This is a genomic window from Bradyrhizobium sp. LB8.2 (assembly GCF_040548035.1).
Lineage (GTDB): Bacteria > Pseudomonadota > Alphaproteobacteria > Rhizobiales > Xanthobacteraceae > Bradyrhizobium.
Window position 1 is genome coordinate 74,304 of record NZ_JBEPQV010000031.1, and the last position, 18,199, is coordinate 92,502.

Consider the following 18,199-nt stretch of genomic DNA (forward strand, 5'->3'; position numbering starts at 1 on the left):
CTCGCGCCGGTTTGCACGGTCTGATACCGTCCGCCATCCCGGTTTTCTGGAACGTTGAGAAGTAGCGCGATGTACGATGTCATTGTTGTCGGCGGCGGCTCCGCCGGCGCCGCTGTTGCGGCACGGCTCTCCGAATATCCCGCACGGCGCGTCCTGCTGCTGGAGGCGGGTCTCGACTGGCGCGCCGACGAGGCGCCCTGGGAAGTGATGACGCCAAATCCCATCCCGATCATCCACAAGCGCGAGTACCAGGAGAAATGGCAATGGCCTGATCTTCTGACGCGCCGGGTGGCGGGGCAGGAGCCGCGCTTCTACTGGCGCGGCAAGGGCCTCGGCGGCTCGTCGATGATGAACGGCCAGATCGCCATCCGCGGCGTCGCCGATGCGTTCGACGAATGGGCCGCCAATGGCTGCACCGGCTGGTCCGCGAAAGACGTGATGCCGTTGTTCTCGGTGATCGAGGATGATCTGGAGTTCGGTGACGCAGCGGGCCATGGCCGCGGCGGACCGCTGCCGGTCTATCGCGCGCCTCCGGAAAAATGGGGGCCGATCGATCGCGGCTTGCGCGATGCGGCGCTGGCGAGCGGCTATCCCTGGTGCGCCGACGTCAATGGTCCCGACGGCGAGGGCGTCGCTTGCTATCCCATCAACAGCCGGGACAGCCGCCGCATCACCACCAACGAGGGTTATCTGGAGCCCGCGCGCGGCCGCGCCAATCTGGATATTCGCGGGCACGCGCTGGTCGATCGCGTATTGATCAGTGACGGGCGGGCGACCGGCCTTCGCGTTCACATCGAGGGGCAGGGCGCCAGCGAGATCAGCGCGCGCCAGATCGTGCTCTGCGCCGGTGCCATCCACAGTCCGGCGATCCTGCTGCGCTCGGGCATTGGACCTGCCGACGAGCTGAAGGGGATGGGGATCGCGGTCGAGCGCGACCTGCCGGTCGGCCGGCACTTCTTCGACCATCCGCTGTTTCGCGCCACGGTCCAGCTCCATGAAAACCTGCGGCCGAGCGATCCTGACACCCGCCACACCAATTGCTGCGTGACCTATTCGTCGGGCCTTGCCGATGGCGGCAAACGGGACATGATCCTGATCGCCTTCAACCACCGCGGCATCGGCGTATCAGGAGCGATCGGCGCCGGGCTGTTCAATGCGTATTCTCGTGGAACACTTAAACTGGCCTCGACCGACCCCGCGATCGATCCTGTTGTCGAGGAGAACATGCTGGCCGATCCCCGTGACATGCTGCGCATGACGGATGCGGTGAAACGGCTGGCCGTGATCACCTCCCAACCCGCGCTATCAGGCATCGCCGACTGGATCCGGCTGGCGGACACCGATCTGACGCTGCCGCAGGCAGCCGCGCTGCCGGATCATGAACTCGATGCGCTGCTGCGGCGCGAAACCGGAGACATCCAGCACGCCGCCGGCAGTTGCCGCATGACCGGCTTCAAGCAGGCCGACGGCGTGGTCAACCCTGATGGTACGGTGAAGGGCATCGCGGGCCTGCGCGTCGCCGACGCCTCGATCATGCCGTCGGATTGCCGGGCCAACACCCACTTCACCACGGTGGTGATCGGGGAAGCGATTGCGCGGATGATGAGGCGTTAGTTCTGCTGCGTCAAACCACTCTTCTCCTCATCCTGAGGAGCGCGGAACGCGCGTCTCGAAGGATGGCCTCGGGCAAATATCCGGGCCTTCATGGTTCGAGACGCGCTTCGCGCTCCTCACCATGAGGGTCTTATGACGCAGCAAGATTCAGCCGTTCCTCTTCAATTCACATTTCAAACAGCGGGCGAGAGTTCGCATTCTCGCGGCGCATTTCGCCCGAGTTCTACCTCTCGCGCCACCTTCAAGGAAAGGGCGCAGGGAAGGCCGGGCGCCGGCGGGCACCCGCAAGGTCCGTGCGCCATAGAAATACACACGGGGTGGACCACAGGTTCGCCGGATCGCCCGGCCTTCCCCGCGCGATGGTTTTAACGTGTCCTTCGTGCTCTCCCCGGGGAGCGATGCACTATTGCCCCCGTCGCCCTGCGGATAGCTGATGCGCGCGCCCGGTCGGGCCGCCTCATCACCGCAGGACTTGACGCACAGACCCCGGGCGTCAGGACCACACGACTTGTTCGTCCGCGCACGTCTTCGCTGGGACTTCGAGTGCTGGCGTGTGCTCACACCCGAAGCCATGCGAAGACGCTGTCGGCGTCGTGTCGTCGGCGCGAAGCGATTGCTCACAGCCGAAGCCGCCCTGCAATGCCTGTTACGCCCGACGCCGTCGCGTCCATCGCTGCCCAGCCCGCGGTTCGTGACGATCGCGATCCGCCCCTTGTCTCGGGCCAGGGTGTTTTGTCTGTACGATAAATCCGAAATTCGGTAAAGTGGAATATTTTGCGAGATGGGCTTGACAGGCGGTGTGGCGGAAGTGGTCGCGGCTGTTTTGCCCGACGGGTCGGGGAGGCGAGGGTGACGGCTTTCGCCCAAAGGGCGCGTGCTGAGAGACGGCAGCTTCCGAGGGCAGAGCGGAAGTGGTTCGGCGCGGTCATCATCGACCGCTTGCGACCCGAATGTATGGTCCGGCCGCGCGTTGCAAGAGGTTTCGTCAACCTGGCAGATGCGGTCTTGCATCAATGTATCCGGCCTCTGATTGGAGCGTGTTGTGCTCCGGGCCATCATGGATATCAGCGCGCATTCGAGCTAATTAGCGGACAGGCCTCGAACGGGCCATTCGGGTCACCAGTGTTCGCATGCGCCGGGAAGACCGATCCTCCATCGTTGTCTCATTCCTCTCGCAGACCTCGGCGGGTAAGGGATGTTGTTACGTCATCGAACGCTCCTCACGTCGCACTGTTCCTTTGTTCGTGCCTGGCGGCCGTTCCTTCGTCCCGGCCTGCGCGCGCCGACGCGCCGCGCGCAAGGGCCGTCAAGGCCGGCCGTCGTGCTGTCCTGACGTCTTGCTCTACCGCTGCCAGGCTGTGCCTTGACGGCCCCGAGCACGGCGCGAGGATCAAGCAGGTCGGGACGCCATCTCATCGGTCTTGACGCACTCGAAGGCGCGCCCCTTGTTGAGAACCGCCCAGGCGATGCGGGCGAGCTTGTTGGCGAGCGCAATCGCCAGCACGTTGTGGTGCAATCGTTTCTTGGCGGCTTCGATCCAAGATTTGAGGCCATAGCGCTCCCAACCCTTGACCTTGACCAGCACAACCCACGCGGCCTGCACAAACAGCGCGCGCAGGTAGCGATTGCCGCGCCTTGATATCTTGCCGAGGATCGTGCGGTCGCCGGTCGATATCTGCTTCGGCACCAGTCCAAGCCAGGCGCCGAAGTCGCGGCCTTTCGAGAACACGTCTCCAGTGCCGATCGCGGCCACCATCGCGCTCGAGATGATCGGGCCAATGCCAGGCACCATCATCAGTCGCTCGCAGCCTTTGTCTTGACGAGCCAATGCTTCGATCTCGCTGGAGAGGTCCTCGATACGCTCATCCAGCCGGCGCCAGTCGCCCGCCAGATCCTCGATGATGCGCAACATGCGAGGCGAGAGCACATCGGTGCGCGTCGCGAGGATACCCGGCAACTCGGACCGCAGGGAGCGCAGGCCTTGCCGCAGCGCGATGCCCCGCTCCAGCAGGAACGCACGGATCTGATTGATGACGCCGGTGCGCTGACCGACTAATCGCTCGCGCACGCGGTGCAGCGCCTGCAGGTCGAGCTGGTCGGCGGTCTTGGTTGCGACGAACTTCATGGTCGGGCGTTGGACCGCCTCGGCGATGGCTTCCGCATCTCGGAAGTCATTCTTCTGTCCCTTCGAATAGGGGCGCACGTATTTCGCCGGCATCAAGCGGGCGTCGTGGCCAAGCATTTGCAGCTTGCGACTGAGGTGATGCGCGCCGACGCAGGCCTCCATGCCGATCAAACACGGCGGCAGGTTGGCGAGCCGCGTTTCCACCTGGCCGCGCGACCACTTCTGCCGCAGCACGATGCCGCCGCGCTGATTCTGGCCAATGATGTGGAACGAGTTCTTGCCGATATCGATGCCGATGACGGCGGGCGAAGTGTCGAGTTTCTGAGACATGGCGTGCTCCTTGTCTTGGGCGCCCCTTGCCAGCTTGTCCTGCTGGCAGGGCCGGAGCACGGCCGGACCATTCCATTAGCAGACATCGAAGGACTGATCCTGCAAACCAGCCGCGTCGAGTCACTGCAGTCGAGCCAGGCAGACTTGGATTTTCCATGGCGGCGGCACTGGGTGCGAGCAACACTGCCCGCACCATGGCACTTTATGCCTGTGCGAGAAGCACGGCTTTAGTGATCGCGAGCGCGGTCCCATTTATTACGGGGTCAACTGGATGGCTCCAAGCCGTCGCATGGAGCATGATCATCGTTCAGGCCGGTGATGCCGTCATAGGCGGGACGATCAAAGATCCGATGAAAACCTATGGTCCTGCAGGCACTGCTCTACTGAACCTCGCGGCAGTGATTTGGCTGATCCAAGCCGTTCGATTCGGAGCTAGCTGATTGCAGACGATCAGGTGTGGTCCTGGCCCATCGGCGAAGTGGCGACCCGCTTCATTAAAGTCCGCTAATCGAGGCATGGCGGACTAGATTAGCGCGCAGGTTGAGTATTTCGGATTTTGACTCCTTGCGGACATTTGAGGCCGCCGCAGTTGGCGGCCTCTTTCATGACAGCCTTGCCCCACGCGGCGCGCGGCCTTCCCCGCCTGCCAAATGATCTTCGATGTTATCGGCGATCTCCTCGCAGACCGACGCCAACGCAAGCAGTTCGGTTTTAACGAGACGATCGTCGGCCTGCTCGACAAGTTTCCGACACGTGACCGCTTGATCCCGTAGATAGATAAGCCAATCATGTATGCCGAACACGGTACCGTTAAGCTTGGAGTGGTGACAATCCATGGTGGAGCTTTCACTAGAACTTCCCGCTTTAGGCCGTCTTGGCGAACATCGTGAGCACACCGTCGGCGATGTTGATGGCAACAACCTGCGACGAGCTCAAGCCCTTCGCTTTAAGCGCAGATACTGCCGCCGGTGCCGCGTCAATGGACTTCCGAAGTGATTGCAAATCTTCTTCGCTTGTCTGCGCGACGATTTCATCGACCTTTGAGCGAACCGCAGGTTGCAATTGCTTGATGTCGACTACCTGTATGCTTCGGATGACCGTGTCGGACTGAGCAGGCGGTTCCTGCGCTCTGGGTTGCGGGGACGCTCCTTGAGCCTGCACGAAAGCGGTCATCCCAAGCGAGAGTGCTGCAATAATGACGGATGCAGTAATGATGCGCATGGTTATTCCTTTCCTCAGTTTGGGAACCAAACGCACTATCCACGAACTTTGGTTAGCGTTGGATTCTCTCGTGGCCGTTCGGTGAAACCAATGCGGCAGTAACAGTTCCCCGGCCCACAATGATGTGCGTGCGGGCAGAAAAGTTTGGCGGATAGGCGAGCCACTTCCGCTGCGGCCTAAGCAGAAGAACGTAACAACCACTCATGTCGGCTATTGAGGGCGGAAGCTGGCGAACATCGCGCCAGGCTGCGTCGACCGCTTCTGGCCCATCACGTTGGCTGGCACAGCGCAGCGACATGTCCGGAGCGAGAGGTACAGCGAAAGTAGTCCCACTCGGGTCCGACCGCCACCTTTAACCCAGATCCGACAATAGTTTGGCTCGAGGGATGGCTGATGCAGGTAAATCCCGCTGACACTTGGCGGTAGGACTAGCGAATCAGATTCTTTTGGCGCGCGACAGATCTTTGATGTAGGCTGTTTATTCAGCCGCGAGCGGGCAGTGCCGAAGGTCCGTTTATTCTCAGCGGCATGTTGCCCACGGCGGGGTATATGGTCTTTCGCTCAACGCGGTTATGACCGCCTATTTTGTTGAGCCCGATATAAATCTTGCGCTTTAGTGACCTGAACATTCTCCGACAGGAGGAAGTCACCATGCATTTTGTATGACGGGGCAATACACACCAAAATCCCTCAACAGCATTATGGACAAGCCTGGGACCAATCGCGTGGAAGCGGCCAACAACCTCATCGAAGCCGCCGGCGGGAAACTGATCTCAATGGATAGCACCGCTTCTGAAGGTCCGGGCGTCCTGGTGATTTTTGATGTGCCCGATCCCAGTGCGGCACCGGCCATTTCCGGTACCGTGGTGGCATCCGGCCCCATCCACAATGTAAACCTCATCAGGCTTTGGACGCAGGACGAAATTGCCAAAGTCCGCCAAACTGTAAGCCAGCTTCGGGGCAAGTACTCCCAGCCTGGCAGTTGAGGGAGATACACTACGCCGCAGGAGCGCGCCGATTGCCGCCTCGGTCCCGTTAAGTAGCATTTGAAGTAGCATTTGCCGATTCAGAACAGATATTTTTGATGAGGTCATCATGCCGGAGACATTTGAACTATTGCTGTGGTGTGCTGCGCTTGCGACGTGGCTGATGCTTCTCTTCGCGATCGTGAGCGAGGCACTCAAGCCGCTATCAAAGAGCATCCGCCGACTGATCGAGGAGGCTTTCAAGGTCAAAGTGAAGTGATCGGGCTACATTTTTCGGTCGAAACTGAAGCGGCCCGCCCCAGTGACGAAGATCAACATCGCGCCTCCCATGATCGAGATGTTCTTCAGAAAATGATTGTATTGACCAATCTGCTGCGCACCGGATGGATACTCCCAGTAGCGGTGTGCAATAGCAGTTGCCACCAGTACGAACATAAATGTCAGCACTGCGCAGAAGCGCGTACCGATGCCCAATACCAAACTAACGGATATCAATATTTCCAGTGCGATGTTCGTCGCCGTGAACAGCTCGGGTGCTGGAAGGTTCAGCGACCTGGAGTAGCCGACGGAGCCGCTGAAGTTGAATATTGCTCCGTAGGCGCTTCCGACGAATACCCACGCAAATAGGATGCGACCGACCAAGATCAGTGCATCAGCTTTACTTGTGGCGAACTCATCTACCGGCCGTGAGTAAAAATTGGATTTCATTGGCAAAGCCTCCGTTGTTGTCCAACACGGCTGAAAACGTTTGCGGCTGAGAGTAACGTATCACGAATAGCGGAACGGCATGAAGCGGCTCTACCAGCTCTTCGGAGCACTGCAACCGCTTCGTCGTTCGTCTGCCAATGGCCGTCAGCGAACGTCCGGGCGGTTGGCCGCCTCTTGTTTTCGGAAATGTCGCCTATTGGCCCATTGCGTCGGTTGGCGCAGTGCAGCGACAGGTCCGAAGTCAGGGGCTAGACCGGACGTCTCGAAGGCAGGGATGGAGCGACGTGAATGGCCCAAGGCCGCCATGCAACCCTGACGGCTACGCCTTTCAATGGCAAACCGGATGCGACGAACCTATGAGCCCGTTCCCTAGATCACCCCCGTCAGCCGCAGCGCCACGCCCGCAGCGCAGCTGCCGGCGAGCACCGTGAGCATGCCCAGCTTGAACCGGAAGAGCGCGGTCGCGGCCGCGATCGACAGCACGAGCGCGGGGATGTCGACGCTCGTCAGCACCGGCATGTCGAAGGCAAACGGGAAGGCGTGCACCGGCACGGTCTCGCGGAACAGTGTGTGCAGCGCGAACCAGATCGAGAGGTTGAGGATCACGCCGACGACGGCGGCCGTGATCGCGCTGAGCGCGCCGGCAAGGCCGGTGTTGCCGCGCAGCCGCTCGATGTAGGGGGCGCCGACGAAGATCCAGAGGAAGCAGGGTGTGAACGTGACCCAGGTCGCGAGCAATCCGCCCAACGTAGCCGCGAGCATCGGTGAGAGGCCGCTCGGATCGCGGTAGGCGGCCATGAAGCCCACGAACTGGAGCACCATGATCAGCGGGCCCGGGGTGGTCTCGGCCATGCCGAGACCGTCCAGCATCTCGTGCGGCTTGAGCCAGTGATAATGCTCGACTGCCTGCTGGGCGACATAAGCCAGCACCGCATACGCGCCGCCGAAGGTGACCAGCGCCATTTTTGAGAAGAACAGCGCGATGTGACTGAAGACGTTGTCTTGTCCAACAGCGAGCAGCAGCGCGATTACCGGCACCAGCCAGAGCGCCAGCCACAGCGCACCCACGCGAATCGTGCGGGCGGTGTCGGGTCGGACGTGATCGGGCACGGCTCCGCCGAGCATGCTGTCGACCAAGGCGCTGCTGCCGCCAGGGCCGTGACCGGCCGCAGCGAATTCCGGACGGCCCTGCCTGGCGCCGACATAGCCAATGATGCCGGCGGCAATGATGATGATGGGGAAGGGGACCGCGAAAAAGAAGATTGCGACGAAGGCAATCGCGGCGAGCGCAATCATGATGCGGTTCTTCAAGGCGCGCTTGCCGACGCGCACCACCGCCTCGACGACGATGGCGAGCACGGCGGCCTTCAGCCCGAAGAACAACGCCTCGACGAAGCTGACATTGCCGAAGGCGGCATAGACGTAGCTCAGGCCCATGATGGCGATGATGCCGGGCAGGATGAACAGCCCGCCCGCCATCAGCCCGCCGGCGGTGCGATGCATCAGCCAGCCGATATAGGTTGCGAGCTGCTGCGCCTCGGGGCCCGGCAGCAGCATGCAGTAGTTCAGCGCGTGCAGGAAGCGGCCTTCGGAGATCCAGTTCTTTTCCTCGACCAGGATGCGGTGCATCACCGCGATCTGGCCCGCGGGTCCGCCAAAACTCAGGCAGGCGACACGGAGCCAGACGCGAAAGGCTTCACCGAAGCTGATGCCGTGACCGGCATCAGCTCCTGTTTCGATAGTACGGCTATCCATTACGCCTTCACCTTGTTGGTCGGCCAGTTGTGGGTCTCAGCCGTGGCATCGCGGCACCAGCGGTAGAACGCGTCGTAGAGCAGCATGCCGGCCTCGAGCTGTTCGAGATCGTCGTCATACATCCGCGACAGCCCGAGCGATGCCGCGAGCAGGCCGGGGGCCTCCGGTGCGAGGTCGGGCCGCGCCGTGTCGGCGCCGCGCACCAGCGTTGCCAGGCGAAGCAGAGCCGGTGCCGCGATCCCGAATTCCTCGATCATCACGTCGAAGGTGCAGAGCTCGCCGCGGTGGCTCCAGAACACGTTCTCGATGTCGAAGGGGGCTGCCTTGAATCGCTCGCCGACGGCGACCACTTCGGGGGGTGCCACGAACAAGAATACCGCGTTGGGATCGACGAAGCGGCGGATCAGCCAAGGGCAGGCGATGCGGTCGACCTTGGGCCGCGCACGAGTCACCCAGACGGTGCGTCCCTTGGCGTCGCGCGGCGGCAGCTTGCTTGTGTCGAGCAGCGGCAGGTTTGCCTCCTTCCAGCCCTCGAAGCCGCCTTCCAGCGTCTCGGCCTGGACCCCAAGCTGCCTGAGCCAGGCCGCCGTGCCCTGCGCGAGCTTTCCGCCGCGCAGGCAGGAGACGATCGCGGTGCGGCCAGCGAATTCGCCGCCCCATTTCGCAACATTGTCGTGGCTGAGCTTGATCGAACCCGGGATCAGCCGCCGGTCGGCGGCAAAATCCTCGTCGGTGCGCACGTCGATCAGGACCGGGGCATTTGCCGTGCCGATCAGCCGTGCCAGTTTTTCAGATGATATCGTCGTGTAGGAAGACATGATGCGCCCTCGTAAAAAACAACGGGACGCGATACTTGGGCATGTCGCCTCGTGGGGAGATCGCTCAAATCCCCATGGACTTCATTACACCGAAACCGCGCCGACCTGTCAATCGGCCCGTTTTCGCCAATTTTGCCGGGAAGACCCGCAGGTCTATATTGCGGGTCAACGGACCGGACCTTATCGGAGAATTCTCGATGCATTCCCATTCCATCGAACAATGGACCCATGACCACGCCTTTCTGGGCGACAAGCACGACGAGAATGAGCGGCGCACCTGGCTGGTTGTCGTCCTGACGCTGGTCATGATGGTCGGCGAGATCGTCGCCGGCTCGCTGTTCGGCTCGATGGCGCTGCTCGCCGACGGTTGGCACATGGGGACGCACGCGGCGGCGCTGGGGATTGCGGCGTTCGCTTATCGCTTCGCGCGGCGGCACCTCGGGAATTCGCATTTCACCTTCGGTACCGGCAAGTTCGGCGATCTCGCCGCCTTCGCCAGCGCGATCATTTTGGGTTTGATCGCGGTCGAGATCGCCTATGAGAGCGTGCTGCGACTGTTCACGCCGGTGCCGATCGTCTATGGCGAGGCGATCGCGGTCGCCGCCCTCGGCCTTTGCGTCAACCTCGCCAGTGCGTGGCTCTTGCGCGACAGCCACGATCACCACCATCACGGCCATGCGCATGATGACCATGAGCATCATGATCACGGCCACGATCATGATCATCATGACCGCCACCACCACCACGACAACAATCTCCGCGCCGCCTACGTCCACGTCATGGCGGATGCGGCGACCTCGGTGCTGGCGATCGCCGCGCTCGTGGTCGCCATGTATTCGGGATGGGTCTGGGCCGATCCGGCCGTCGGTCTGATCGGCAGTGCCGTGATCGCAAGCTGGGCGTTCGGCCTGATCAAGACATCCGGCGCGGTGCTGCTCGACGTGCGCGCCGACGAGAAGCTCGAGCGCACCATCCGCGCGCGAATGGAAGTCGGCGACGACCGCGTCACCGATCTGCATCTGTGGCAGGTTGGGCCCGGCCATTGCGCGGTGCTGCTCTCGGTGGTGTCGGACCAGCCGAAGCAGCCGGCCGTCTACAAGCGGCGGCTCGCCGGCCTGAAGGGGCTGAGCCACGTCACGATCGAGGTTGAGACCTGCTCGCATTGACGATGGCTTGGCGGGAATTCTGCGTACGGGCCGGGGTTGATCCTCGGTCACAGCCGAGATGGCTGCCAGGGAGGAACGAATGATGCCAAGGATCAAGCTCGCTCTCGCCATCGCCGCACTGGCTCTGTCCGGTAATGCGGCGCTGGCGCAGTCGGAAAAGACCGGTGTCGAAAAGCTCTACGTCCTCAATTGCGGGGAAGGCACCGCCGGCGACATCTCGCGCTGGACGCCCGGCCTGAACGAGGGCAAGACGATGGACTTCGTCGATAGCTGCTATCTCATCAAGCACACCAAGGGCTGGTTCCTGTGGGACACCGGCATCGCCGACGCAGTCGCTGCGATGCCAAATGGCTTGCCGCCCGCCGATCCCAAGGCCGTGACTTGGCGGCGGCCGAAGACGCTTGCCGCCCAGCTCGAACAGCTCGGCATCAAGCCCGGTGACGTCAAGGTGATGGCCGTCTCGCACACCCATCCCGACCACATTGGCAATGTCGAGCTGTTTCCGCAGGCGACGCTCTACGTGCAGAGGACCGAATATGATTGGCCCGGCGCCAACAACGAGCCGCGCTTCAAGCCGTCGCATCCGGTCGAGCTGCTTGCGGGCGACAAGGACGTGTTCGGCGACGGCAGCGTGACCATCCTGTCGACGCCCGGCCATACGCCGGGACACCAGTCGCTGCTGGTGAAGTTGCCGAAGACCGGCGCGGTGGTGCTGTCCGGCGATGCGGTGCACTTCAGGGATAATTGGGACAACCGCCGCGTGCCCAGCATGAACGCCAACAAGGACCAGAGCGCGGCCTCGATGCAGAAGATCGCCGACACGCTCGGCAAGGAGAAGGCGCAGCTCTGGATCAACCACGACAAGGCTCAGCGCGACAGCCAGAAGATGGCGCCGGAGTTTTACGACTAGCTTCCCGCAATGCCTTGTTGCCACTACGGTGGCAGCAGGGACGTGCTAGCGCCCTCAACAAGCTCCGCAACGGGAGACGTTTGTGGGAGAATGGGCCGGGGTCGCGATCGCGCTGGTATCGAGCAGTCTCGGCGGCACGGCCGCGGCGATCACCCGCTATCTCGTTAGTGGCGCCGATCCGATCTTGCTTGCAATCCTGCGCTGGGGGATCGGCTTTCTTTGCCTTCTTCCATGTGCGCTGATGCTCGGCGTGCGCTGGCCGCAGCGGTCCGACTGGCCGGCCGTGACGCTGCTCGGCATCTGCTTCTTCGGGCTGTTCTTCATCCTCTACAACATCGCGGTGTCCTACACGACCGCGGCGCGGGCCAGCCTCGCTCTCGCGACGCTGCCGCTCCACACCATGGTCGTCGGCGCGATCCTCGGCGTCGAGCGGCTGACGGCGCGCAAGATCACGGGCGTCGGCATCGCCGTGCTCGGTGTGGCGGCGGCGCTGGCCGCGGGTCTGGCGCAGAGCCCGCCCGGCGCCTGGCGTGGCGAGCTGATCATGACCGGCGCCGTGTTCTGCATGGCGTTCTACAACGTGCTGTCGCGGCCGCTGATGCAGCGCTCGAGCCCACTCGGCTTTCTCACCGTCGGCATGGGCGCGGGCGCCGCCGTGCTGGTGCTGGCGGGCTTCGTGAAGGGCAGCTTTGCCGCGCTTGATCACTTCACGATGGGGCAGTGGATCGCCGGCATCTATCTCGGCATCGGCGGCGGCGCGCTCGCCTTCATCCTCTGGGTCATGGCGCTGGCGCGCGCAACGCCGACCCGCGTCGCCAATACGATGACGGTCAATCCGATCGCCGCCACCTTGCTTGCCGCGCTGCTGATCGGCGAGCCGATCACACCCAATCTATTGATCGGGCTGATTGCGGTGTTCGCCGGCATCTGGATCGCGACCAGCGATGCCAAGGCGGCTTAGCTCCGCGGTGCGGTCACGGCGGGCGGGCTTGCTTCGGGCGCCTTGTTCGGCTTCAGCGAGCCGGCATAGAACGAGATCAGCCAGACCAGGATGATGGCGAGGAGATAGACACCCCAAGCCTGCGGCGGCGTGGTCGCCCAGCGCAAGAGGCCTTTGAATGTGCGGGGCGGGCTTGTGTCCTCGGTCATGCTTCGCTTGTGCGCGAAAGCTCCGGCCCGGTCAATCCGGCCGCGGTTGCGCGCGGATCATGAACAGCGCGGCCAACGCCGAGAGGCTGAGCGCCGACGAGACGATCAGCACCTTGGTGCCCATGACGTCGATGAGCAGGCCGAAGGCCAGCGGCGCCACGGCCTGCGCCATCCGTGCCGGCGCGCCGATGATGCCGAGGCGATAGCCAAAATCCTTCGGGCCGAAGATCGACAGCGGCAGCGTGCCGCGCGCAATCGTCAAAATGCCGTTGCCCGAGCCGTGGAGCAGCGCAAACGCGCTCGCTGCGGGAGCGCCGAAGATGGCGAGAACGGCTGCGCCGAGCGGATGGGTGAGGCACGCGAGCCGCGTCGACCACAGCGGATGGAAGCGGCTGAGGAAGCCCGCTTCCAGAACTCGTGCGGCCACCTGTGCGGGGCCAATCAGCGCGCCGGCCGCGATCGCCTCGACATGCGTCGCGCCCGTTGCCTCCAGCAGGCGCGGGAAATGGACGGCCATCGCGCCGGTGACGGTCCAGACCGCCGCGAAGACGAAGGCGAGCAGCACCATGGTGCGGTTGAGCGGCAGATGCGGCTTCTCGGCGGTCGCCGCGGCCTGCCTGGCACCCTTGATCGCCGGCAGCATGAAGAAGTTGAGCGGCAATCCGATCAAGATATTGGCGGCCGCCCAGGCAAAGCAGGTCTCTCGCCAGCCGAAATGCGACAGCCCCCACGCGGTGAGCGGCCAGCCGACGGTCGATGCAAAGCCCGCCATCAGCGTGATGCCGGTGATGGGCCTGCGCGCCTCGGTGCCGTAGATGCGGCCGAGCGCGGCGAAGGCGGCGTCATAAAGTCCCATCGCCATGCCGATGCCGAGCACGAGCCAGGCAATCGCCATCACCGCCACCGATTGCGAGAGGCCCAGCAGGACGAGGCCGGCGGCGATCGTCAGGTTCGAAACCGAGAGCACTTGCCGGCCGCCGACGAGATCAATCTGTCGCCCGATGCGCGGGCCGAGCATCGCCGAGATCACCAGCGAGGCCGAGAACGCGCCAAAGATCCAGTTGGAGGAGACGCCGAGGTCGCGCGCCATGGGATCGGCGAGCAGCGCCGGCAGATAGTAGCTGGAAGCCCAGGCCAGGGTCTGCGTGGTGCCGAGCGCCAGGATGATCGGAAGCTGGCGCTGGCTCATGTCTCTGGATGTCTCGTCAGCGGTGTCATCGGTTCCATTTGCAGCCGGCGACGAGAGCGCGTCAACAGCGTCCGTGACATATTCGATCTGCTGCGGACGGGAGCCTTAATCGCACGCGTTCGCGCGCGGCCTTTCGCCCGTCACGAATGCACGGCATAATGGCGCATGCAATTGACCCCCCGCCTCGCGCTGATGAACTGGCTGACCGGCCAGGGGCTCACGGGCCTGCCTGAAAACGAACTGCTCCGCGGATTCTGCGAGCGCTGCCGCGCCGAAGGGCTGGAACTTTCGCGCGGGCTCGTCGTGATCGACACGCTGCATCCGATCTACGAAGGGCGCGGCTTCCGCTGGAGCGACCGTCCGAGCAACGAGAGCGATGCGTTCGAATACGGATCGACCGCCGAAGGCGACGCGGCCAAGAGCTGGCGCCGTTCGGTGTTCTTCCACATGCTCGAGCATGGCGACGACGAGAGGGTGATCGACCTCGCCGACGCGCCGTCGATGGATTTTTCCCAGATCGGCGAGCTCGCCGAGGACGGCCACCGGCACTACCTGGCTTTCGTGCATCGCTTTGGCGAGAATGGCGCGCTTGGCCTGATGGACTGCCTCTATTCCTGCTGGACCACGCGCCGCGACAGCGGCTTCGCCGAAGGCGAGCTCGAGGCGCTGCGCGATCTCGTGCCGGTGCTGGGGCTGGCGATCAAGTCGGCGCAGCAGGTCGACATCGCGCGCACGCTCGGCCGCGTCTATCTCGGCCGCGATGCCTCCGAGCAGGTGCTGCGCGGGCGGATCTCGCGCGGCGTCACCGAGCGCATCAACGCCGTGCTCTGGTATTCGGATCTACGCGGCTCGACCGGGATCAGCGAGAGCATCGGCCCCGACGAGATCATCCCGTTCCTCAACGACTATGCGCAGGCCGTGATCGACGCGATCCACGACGCCGGCGGCGACGTCTTGAAGCTGATCGGCGACGGCGTGCTCGCGATGTTCACCGGCGAGGACATGGCGGATGCCCGCCGCGCCGCGCTACGCGCCGAGCATTTGTTCCGCAAGAACGTCGCCGCGTTGAACGTGCGGCGGGAGGCCGATGGCCGTCCGACCACGTCGGCCTATATCGGCCTGCATGTTGGCGAGGTCTTTTACGGCAACATCGGCAGCGAGGACCGGCTTGATTTCACCGTGGTCGGTCCGACCGTCAACGAGGTCAGTCGCATCGCCTCGATGAGCCGTTCGGTCGATCGCGAGCTGCTGGCGTCGGCGGAATTCTACAAGGGCCTCGACGCCGCCGGCCGCCGCTACCTCGTCTCCACCGGCCGCTACGCGCTGCGCGGCATCGGCCGCGCGCAGGATCTCTACACGCTCGATCCGGAGGTGGACGCGAGCGAGCCGGTGACGGGGAGCTACGAGCGGTATCTGACGAACTAGGCTGGCTGCTCCATCACATGCGGCGACGCTAACACCGCGCCGCCGCCTCATCGCCCACCATGTCCGGCTGCCGATCCAGCGTCACCGCGGGCGAGAGCCAAATGACCAGCGCCTGCACGCCGAACACCGCCGACGCGAGATAGAGGCACGCTTCCGCGCTCCAGAGGCCGCCGACGATCGCACCGAGTGCCGAGCCGACCGGACGGGCGCCGTAGCTCATGATGTTGATGGCGGAGACGCGCCCCAAAAGGCGCGGCGGGGTCACCGATTGGCGCAGCGTCGTGGTCGAGATCACCCACAGGATCGGCCCGACGCCGAGCAGGAAGAAGCTCAAACCCGCGAGCCAGGGCGAGGGGACCAGCACCGTCAGTGCCATCACCACCGCGGCGACGAAGCCAGTGACGGGGCCGAGGCCGACCACCGTGCCGAACGCGATGCGCTTCATCACGCGCGTGGCGAACAGCGCGCCGATCACCATGCCGACACCGTACATCGTCAGCACCGTGCCGATGCCGGCCGCCGTCAGGCCGAGGTGACGCACGGCGTAGGGCACGAATACCGCGATCTGCAGGAACCATCCCGTGTTGAAGATGAACTGGGTGATGAAGACCGGCCGCAGCAGCGGATGGTGAAACACGAAGGCCGCGCCTTCGCGGATGTCCTGGAGCGGATGCCGCCGTGGAGCCGGCGTTCGTGCGGGCTCGTAGATGCCGGAGAGCAGCACGACGGCGATGACCGAGAGAGCCGCGGCGAAGCCGAAGGCCGGACTAGCGCCCCACCATCCTACCAGTACACCACCGAGCGCAGGGCCGCTGGCGAAGGCAATGGTGCGTGCGAGCTCGATGCGGGCATTGGCGGCCGGCAAGAGGTCAGAACTCACCAGCGAGGGGACCAACGCCGGCGCGGCGACGCTGTAAACGACGGTGCCGCACACGGCGGCAAAGCCGAGCAGCGCCAGCAGCGACAGATTGAGGGCGCCGAGCGCGAGCAGGAGCACGATCGTCGCAAGGGCAGCAGCCCGCAGCGCCTCGGCCCCCGCCATCAGCGAACGGCGGGAGATGCGGTCGGCGAGCAGGCCGGCCGGAATGGCAAAGAGGACGAAGGGCAGGGTCAGCGCGGTCTGCAACAGGCCGGTCTGGCCCTCGGCCACGCCGAGCGTCAGCACCGCGACGATAGGAGCCGCGGCCAGCGCGATCTGTTCGGCCGACTGTGCCGCCAGGTTGGACCAGGCGAGGCGGTTGAATGTCTCGGGGAGGCGCGGGGGATTTGACATGGCTCATTTCCTGCAAAGTCGAGTTGGCGCCAGTATCGGCGTCCGAGGACGGCCAAACCCACCCGCTTCCCGACATGGGCGACAAGGAGCGGCTGCCGCGGGAACTCATGCGGCTAGATGCAGTTGCAAATTAGTTGCAATAAGGCTCGGCTTCGGTATTCTCTACCCATGGATGCTCGCTCTCCCGATCTGACCCGAGACGCCGCCGGCTGGCGCTCCGACGCGCCTGTTACCAAGAGCCTGGCCGAGGTGAATGCCACGGTCGCAATCCCCATCGCGGGGGCGTGGTGGCGGCGCCTGCTCGCCTTCGTCGGCCCGGGCTATCTGGTCTCGGTGGGCTACATGGACCCCGGCAATTGGGCGACCGACCTCGCCGGCGGGTCCAAGTTCGGCTACACGCTGCTCTCCGTCATCCTGCTCTCGAATTTGATGGCGATCCTGCTCCAGGCGCTGGCGGCACGGCTCGGCATCGTCACCGACCGCGACCTCGCGCAGGCCTGCCGCGCGACCTATTCGCCGGCGGTGAATTTCATGCTGTGGCTCGCCTGCGAGGCGGCGATCATTGCCTGCGATCTCGCCGAGGTCATCGGCACGGCGATCGCCCTCAAACTCCTGTTCGGCATTCCCCTGATCGGCGGCGCGCTGATTGCCGCGCTGGATGCCTTCCTGCTTCTGGTCTTGATGAATCGCGGCTTCCGCTTCCTGGAGGCCTTCGTCATCGCACTGCTCGTTGTGATCGCGGTCTGCTTCACGGTCCAGCTTGCCGCGGCAGCACCGCCGGTTGCCGAGATGCTGAGGGGATTTGTGCCGAAGACCGAGATCTTCACCAATCCTGAAATGCTCTACATCGCGATCGGCATCATCGGCGCGACGGTGATGCCGCATAATCTCTATCTGCACTCGTCGATCGTGCAGACGCGCGCCTATGAGCGCAACGACACGGGCCGGCGCGAGGCGATCAAATGGGCGACGACAGACTCGACCATCGCCCTGATGCTGGCGCTGTTCATCAATGCCGCGATCCTCGTCGTGGCTGCCGCAACCTTCCACAAGAGCGGCCACTCTGACGTCGCCGAGATCGGCCAGGCCTTCGAGCTGCTGTCGCCGCTGCTCGGTCTCGGCATCGCCTCGACGCTGTTCGCGGTGGCTCTGCTCGCCTCGGGCCTGAATTCAACGGTCACAGCGACGCTCGCCGGCCAGATCGTGATGGAAGGCTTTCTCGATTTGCGCCTGCCAAGCTGGGCGCGGCGCCTGCTGACGCGCGGCATCGCCATCATTCCCGTGATCGTCGTCACCGCGATCTATGGCGAGCGCGGCACGGCGGATCTGCTGGTCTTCAGCCAGGTCGTGCTGTCGATGCAGCTTCCCTTCGCCGTCATCCCGCTGGTCCGCTTCGTCTCCGACCGCCGCAAGATGGGCAAGTTCGCGATACCGGTGTGGGTGGCGGCGATCGCGTGGATCGTCGCGGGCATCATCGTGGTTTTGAACGTGAAACTGCTGGTGGATACGCTGTTTGGATCGTGATTGTTG

At 63.9% G+C, this 18,199-nt stretch carries 18 protein-coding genes; 10 read left to right on the forward strand and 8 right to left on the reverse strand.

The genetic code is table 11. The annotated features are described in order from the left end of the window. The first annotated feature begins 69 nt into the window (after window positions 1-69). The gene (locus tag ABIB06_RS30145; protein WP_354051664.1) at window positions 70-1,614 is read left to right on the forward strand and encodes a GMC family oxidoreductase; all 1,545 of its coding nucleotides are present in this window, start codon (window positions 70-72) and stop codon (window positions 1,612-1,614) included. Window positions 1,615-3,004: 1,390 nt separating this feature from the next. Here ABIB06_RS30145 and ABIB06_RS30150 read toward each other — a convergent pair. Continuing rightward, window positions 3,005-4,069: an IS110 family RNA-guided transposase gene (locus ABIB06_RS30150; RefSeq protein WP_354051666.1), complete on the reverse strand. Its 1,065-nt coding sequence runs from the start codon at window positions 4,067-4,069 to the stop codon at window positions 3,005-3,007. 155 nt (window positions 4,070-4,224) lie between these two features. Here ABIB06_RS30150 and ABIB06_RS30155 point away from each other — a divergent pair, with 155 nt between their 5' ends. Beyond that, window positions 4,225-4,509 carry a hypothetical protein gene (locus ABIB06_RS30155; protein ID WP_247444282.1) on the forward strand — a complete coding sequence of 95 codons (285 nt, stop codon included), beginning with the start codon at window positions 4,225-4,227 and terminating at the stop codon, window positions 4,507-4,509. A 210-nt stretch (window positions 4,510-4,719) separates the two neighbouring features. Continuing rightward, entirely contained in the window at window positions 4,720-4,842 is a 123-nt protein-coding gene (locus ABIB06_RS30160; protein ID WP_354051668.1) for a hypothetical protein, read from the forward strand. 91 nt (window positions 4,843-4,933) lie between these two features. Here the strand turns inward: ABIB06_RS30160 and ABIB06_RS30165 are convergent, their stop codons facing one another. Further along, window positions 4,934-5,290: a hypothetical protein gene (locus ABIB06_RS30165; RefSeq protein WP_354051670.1), complete on the reverse strand. Its 357-nt coding sequence runs from the start codon at window positions 5,288-5,290 to the stop codon at window positions 4,934-4,936. 662 nt (window positions 5,291-5,952) lie between these two features. On the opposite strand from ABIB06_RS30165, the gene ABIB06_RS30170 reads away from it, so the two are divergent. Both ABIB06_RS30170 and ABIB06_RS30175 read left to right on the forward strand, forming a co-directional pair. Beyond that, window positions 5,953-6,276: a GYD domain-containing protein gene (locus ABIB06_RS30170; protein ID WP_354051672.1), complete on the forward strand. Its 324-nt coding sequence runs from the start codon at window positions 5,953-5,955 to the stop codon at window positions 6,274-6,276. A gap of 109 nt (window positions 6,277-6,385) precedes the next feature. Further along, a complete protein-coding gene (locus ABIB06_RS30175; RefSeq protein WP_247349445.1) occupies window positions 6,386-6,535 on the forward strand; it encodes a hypothetical protein in 150 nt (49 codons plus the stop codon). Between the two features lie 5 nt (window positions 6,536-6,540). On the opposite strand, the gene ABIB06_RS30180 is transcribed toward ABIB06_RS30175, so the two are convergent. The 3 genes from ABIB06_RS30180 to ABIB06_RS30190 form a co-directional block, all read right to left on the reverse strand. Further along, complete coding sequence (locus ABIB06_RS30180) at window positions 6,541-6,984, reverse strand: DoxX family protein (protein WP_247349444.1); 444 nt, start codon at window positions 6,982-6,984, stop codon at window positions 6,541-6,543. A gap of 369 nt (window positions 6,985-7,353) precedes the next feature. Next, on the reverse strand, window positions 7,354-8,739 hold the full coding sequence (gene chrA, locus ABIB06_RS30185) for a chromate efflux transporter (protein WP_354051674.1): 1,386 nt from the start codon (window positions 8,737-8,739) through the stop codon (window positions 7,354-7,356). Further along, complete coding sequence (locus tag ABIB06_RS30190; RefSeq protein ID WP_354051676.1) at window positions 8,739-9,557, reverse strand: chromate resistance protein ChrB domain-containing protein; 819 nt, start codon at window positions 9,555-9,557, stop codon at window positions 8,739-8,741. Before ABIB06_RS30190 ends, chrA begins: the two co-directional genes overlap by 1 nt. Window positions 9,558-9,754: 197 nt before the next feature. Between ABIB06_RS30190 and dmeF the strand changes: the two genes are divergently transcribed. From dmeF to ABIB06_RS30205, 3 genes are all read left to right on the forward strand, one after another. Next, a complete protein-coding gene (gene dmeF / locus ABIB06_RS30195; protein ID WP_354051678.1) occupies window positions 9,755-10,723 on the forward strand; it encodes a CDF family Co(II)/Ni(II) efflux transporter DmeF in 969 nt (322 codons plus the stop codon). 79 nt (window positions 10,724-10,802) lie between these two features. Continuing rightward, window positions 10,803-11,633: an N-acyl homoserine lactonase family protein gene (locus tag ABIB06_RS30200; protein WP_354051679.1), complete on the forward strand. Its 831-nt coding sequence runs from the start codon at window positions 10,803-10,805 to the stop codon at window positions 11,631-11,633. An 82-nt stretch (window positions 11,634-11,715) separates the two neighbouring features. Further along, entirely contained in the window at window positions 11,716-12,594 is an 879-nt protein-coding gene (locus ABIB06_RS30205) for a DMT family transporter (RefSeq protein WP_354051680.1), read from the forward strand. Here the strand turns inward: ABIB06_RS30205 and ABIB06_RS30210 are convergent. Together ABIB06_RS30210 and ABIB06_RS30215 are read right to left on the reverse strand one after the other, a co-directional pair. After that, complete coding sequence (locus tag ABIB06_RS30210; RefSeq protein ID WP_354051682.1) at window positions 12,591-12,782, reverse strand: hypothetical protein; 192 nt, start codon at window positions 12,780-12,782, stop codon at window positions 12,591-12,593. The two genes, ABIB06_RS30205 and ABIB06_RS30210, sit on opposite strands and share 4 nt — an antisense overlap. A 31-nt stretch (window positions 12,783-12,813) precedes the next feature. Next, the gene (locus tag ABIB06_RS30215) at window positions 12,814-13,971 is read right to left on the reverse strand and encodes an MFS transporter (protein WP_354051683.1); all 1,158 of its coding nucleotides are present in this window, start codon (window positions 13,969-13,971) and stop codon (window positions 12,814-12,816) included. A gap of 165 nt (window positions 13,972-14,136) precedes the next feature. Between ABIB06_RS30215 and ABIB06_RS30220 the strand changes: the two genes are divergently transcribed. Further along, window positions 14,137-15,396 carry an adenylate/guanylate cyclase domain-containing protein gene (locus tag ABIB06_RS30220; RefSeq protein WP_354051684.1) on the forward strand — a complete coding sequence of 420 codons (1,260 nt, stop codon included), beginning with the start codon at window positions 14,137-14,139 and terminating at the stop codon, window positions 15,394-15,396. Window positions 15,397-15,424: 28 nt separating this feature from the next. Here ABIB06_RS30220 and ABIB06_RS30225 read toward each other — a convergent pair whose 3' ends face one another. After that, window positions 15,425-16,669, reverse strand: coding sequence for an MFS transporter (locus ABIB06_RS30225; RefSeq protein ID WP_354051686.1), 1,245 nt, complete (start codon window positions 16,667-16,669; stop codon window positions 15,425-15,427). A gap of 168 nt (window positions 16,670-16,837) precedes the next feature. Here ABIB06_RS30225 and ABIB06_RS30230 point away from each other — a divergent pair, with 168 nt between their 5' ends. Continuing rightward, window positions 16,838-18,193: an Nramp family divalent metal transporter gene (locus tag ABIB06_RS30230; RefSeq protein ID WP_354051687.1), complete on the forward strand. Its 1,356-nt coding sequence runs from the start codon at window positions 16,838-16,840 to the stop codon at window positions 18,191-18,193. Window positions 18,194-18,199: the final 6 nt, after the last annotated feature.

Coding starts and splice junctions, on each gene's coding strand:
- ABIB06_RS30145 (WP_354051664.1), top strand. CDS start 70: ATGTACGATGTCATTGTTGTCGGCGGCGGCTCCGCCGGCGCCGCTGTT.
- ABIB06_RS30150 (WP_354051666.1), bottom strand. CDS start 4,069: ATGTCTCAGAAACTCGACACTTCGCCCGCCGTCATCGGCATCGATATC.
- ABIB06_RS30155 (WP_247444282.1), top strand. CDS start 4,225: ATGGCGGCGGCACTGGGTGCGAGCAACACTGCCCGCACCATGGCACTT.
- ABIB06_RS30160 (WP_354051668.1), top strand. CDS start 4,720: ATGATCTTCGATGTTATCGGCGATCTCCTCGCAGACCGACGCCAACGC.
- ABIB06_RS30165 (WP_354051670.1), bottom strand. CDS start 5,290: ATGCGCATCATTACTGCATCCGTCATTATTGCAGCACTCTCGCTTGGG.
- ABIB06_RS30170 (WP_354051672.1), top strand. CDS start 5,953: ATGACGGGGCAATACACACCAAAATCCCTCAACAGCATTATGGACAAG.
- ABIB06_RS30175 (WP_247349445.1), top strand. CDS start 6,386: ATGCCGGAGACATTTGAACTATTGCTGTGGTGTGCTGCGCTTGCGACG.
- ABIB06_RS30180 (WP_247349444.1), bottom strand. CDS start 6,984: ATGAAATCCAATTTTTACTCACGGCCGGTAGATGAGTTCGCCACAAGT.
- chrA (WP_354051674.1), bottom strand. CDS start 8,739: ATGGATAGCCGTACTATCGAAACAGGAGCTGATGCCGGTCACGGCATC.
- ABIB06_RS30190 (WP_354051676.1), bottom strand. CDS start 9,557: ATGTCTTCCTACACGACGATATCATCTGAAAAACTGGCACGGCTGATC.
- dmeF (WP_354051678.1), top strand. CDS start 9,755: ATGCATTCCCATTCCATCGAACAATGGACCCATGACCACGCCTTTCTG.
- ABIB06_RS30200 (WP_354051679.1), top strand. CDS start 10,803: ATGATGCCAAGGATCAAGCTCGCTCTCGCCATCGCCGCACTGGCTCTG.
- ABIB06_RS30210 (WP_354051682.1), bottom strand. CDS start 12,782: ATGACCGAGGACACAAGCCCGCCCCGCACATTCAAAGGCCTCTTGCGC.
- ABIB06_RS30215 (WP_354051683.1), bottom strand. CDS start 13,971: ATGAGCCAGCGCCAGCTTCCGATCATCCTGGCGCTCGGCACCACGCAG.
- ABIB06_RS30220 (WP_354051684.1), top strand. CDS start 14,137: ATGCAATTGACCCCCCGCCTCGCGCTGATGAACTGGCTGACCGGCCAG.
- ABIB06_RS30225 (WP_354051686.1), bottom strand. CDS start 16,669: ATGTCAAATCCCCCGCGCCTCCCCGAGACATTCAACCGCCTCGCCTGG.
- ABIB06_RS30230 (WP_354051687.1), top strand. CDS start 16,838: ATGGATGCTCGCTCTCCCGATCTGACCCGAGACGCCGCCGGCTGGCGC.